This is a genomic window from Flavobacterium sp. (assembly GCF_029242675.1).
In the GTDB taxonomy this organism is placed as follows: Bacteria; Bacteroidota; Bacteroidia; order Flavobacteriales; family Flavobacteriaceae; genus Flavobacterium.
In genome coordinates this window covers 1-1,546 of record NZ_JAQWTM010000278.1, presented here as the reverse complement: position 1 = coordinate 1,546, position 1,546 = coordinate 1, and the positions used below count along the sequence as shown (strand labels likewise).

General features: G+C 33.2%; 3 protein-coding genes. 1 reads left to right on the top strand and 2 read right to left on the bottom strand.

All coding sequences use genetic code 11. The features are described 5' to 3' along the window. A partial coding sequence (locus tag P8M54_RS10220; RefSeq protein ID WP_300287727.1) for a DUF2809 domain-containing protein occupies positions 1 to 199 on the top strand: 199 nt, incomplete at its 5' end. A gap of 156 nt (positions 200 to 355) precedes the next feature. Here the strand turns inward: P8M54_RS10220 and P8M54_RS10215 are convergent. Beyond that, positions 356 to 736 carry a hypothetical protein gene (locus P8M54_RS10215; RefSeq protein WP_300287726.1) on the bottom strand — a complete coding sequence of 127 codons (381 nt, stop codon included), beginning with the start codon at positions 734 to 736 and terminating at the stop codon, positions 356 to 358. A 246-nt stretch (positions 737 to 982) separates the two neighbouring features. Further along, positions 983 to 1,546, bottom strand: a 564-nt coding sequence (locus P8M54_RS10210) for a class I tRNA ligase family protein (RefSeq protein WP_300287724.1), incomplete at its 5' end; no start/stop codon positions are given.

Genomic DNA, 1,546 nt, shown 5'->3' with positions numbered 1-1,546 from the left:
ATTGCTTTTTTGCTATGTTGTCGAACTAGCGCAATATTTACATCTTTTGGATATTCTTGGCTTACAACATTCGAAACCATTAAAGATTGTATTAGGAAGTTCCTTCTCATGGTCAGATATGTTTGCCTATACCGTTGGTTTTGTATTCGTTATTGCTGTTGAAAAATTGAATTCTAAATACATTTCAAATTTATTTTAAATGGAACACCATGTTCTACGTATCTTTAGCAGTAAAAAAATCTTGTGTTTAGGGCGCGCACAAAAAAAACTCGTTTAGTAAGTACTAAACGAGTTTTTTGTTTTTGTATTTATGTACAATCAAAATGTATTTGAATGAAAATGTAAGATGTACAACCTATTTAATGAGTTCTATTTCCAACTCCTCAAGCACCCCAAAGAGGGAATCAAATTGATTAGGCTCGTATTTCTCAACACCGCTTTGGTACCATAAAACTATTGTATTGATTTGATAAGGTGTGTATCCAAGAGTATCAATTGACATTCCTAACATACCCGCAAGCAAGTAATCTTCTAAAATCTTATCTGTTAAAATACGATTTGGGATTCCTCCACTTAAGAAACCATTCATTCGTTCATATTCTGAACGTCCTGATTGAAATCCAGCAACAATGGCCTCGCTACTTTGAATAAAATTGGATGAAGAAAATGGATTTACACCAATTGAATATCCTTCATAATATTCTTTAACATAGATAGAATCATAAGTCTGTTTCATGCGCATAAGTGATTTAATGTGGTATTATACTCCAAAAGTAATAAGGATTAGCGAGTTAGAATAGTTAAATCGATGAAAGGACCAAAAACTCTTTAAAACACAAGCGTCATGTAGTTTACCGATAAAAACGAACTAAATCCAACGCGATATTGGAGAAAACATCTTTATACGTTTCATATTCAAAATTACAAGTCATAAAAAAACCCGTCTCATAAAGTGAAACGGGTTAGATATAAAGTAAATTGATTATTTCAATCCAGCTAAACTACTTTCAATAGTTTCGATTTTAGCTAGCGCATCGGCTTCTTTTTGTCTTTCGTTTGCCAAAACCTTCTCTGGCGCACCGTTTACAAATTTCTCATTTGCCAACTTATTCTGAACTGATTTCAAGAAACCTTTCGTGTACTCTAATTCAGCTGTTAGTTTGGCAATTTCTTCTTCAACATTAATATTTCCAGTAATTGGAATAAAATATTCATTCGAATTCACACGGTAGGATAACGCGCCATCTACTTTTTCAGTAACATATTCTAAGGTTGTGATGTTTCCTAATTTGGTTACAACCGAATCAAAATAAGTTGAGACCTTATCATTATTAATTGCTTTTAACTCGATTGCATCCTTAAACGGAATATTCTTGTCTTTACGAATCGTTCTCAGTCCGGAGATTACTTCCATTGTGTTTTCGAAATCAGCGATTAATGCGGTGTTAAAAGGCTTCATTTCTGGCCAAGTGGATACAATTAATGCTTCCTCTTTTGTTCTTGGAGCTAGTATTTGCCAAATCTCCTCTGTTAAAAATGGCATAAA

Bases quoted from the DNA above. Each gene is read 5' to 3' on its own strand.
- P8M54_RS10215 (WP_300287726.1), bottom strand. From the start codon at position 736: ATGAAACAGACTTATGATTCTATCTATGTTAAAGAATATTATGAAGGA.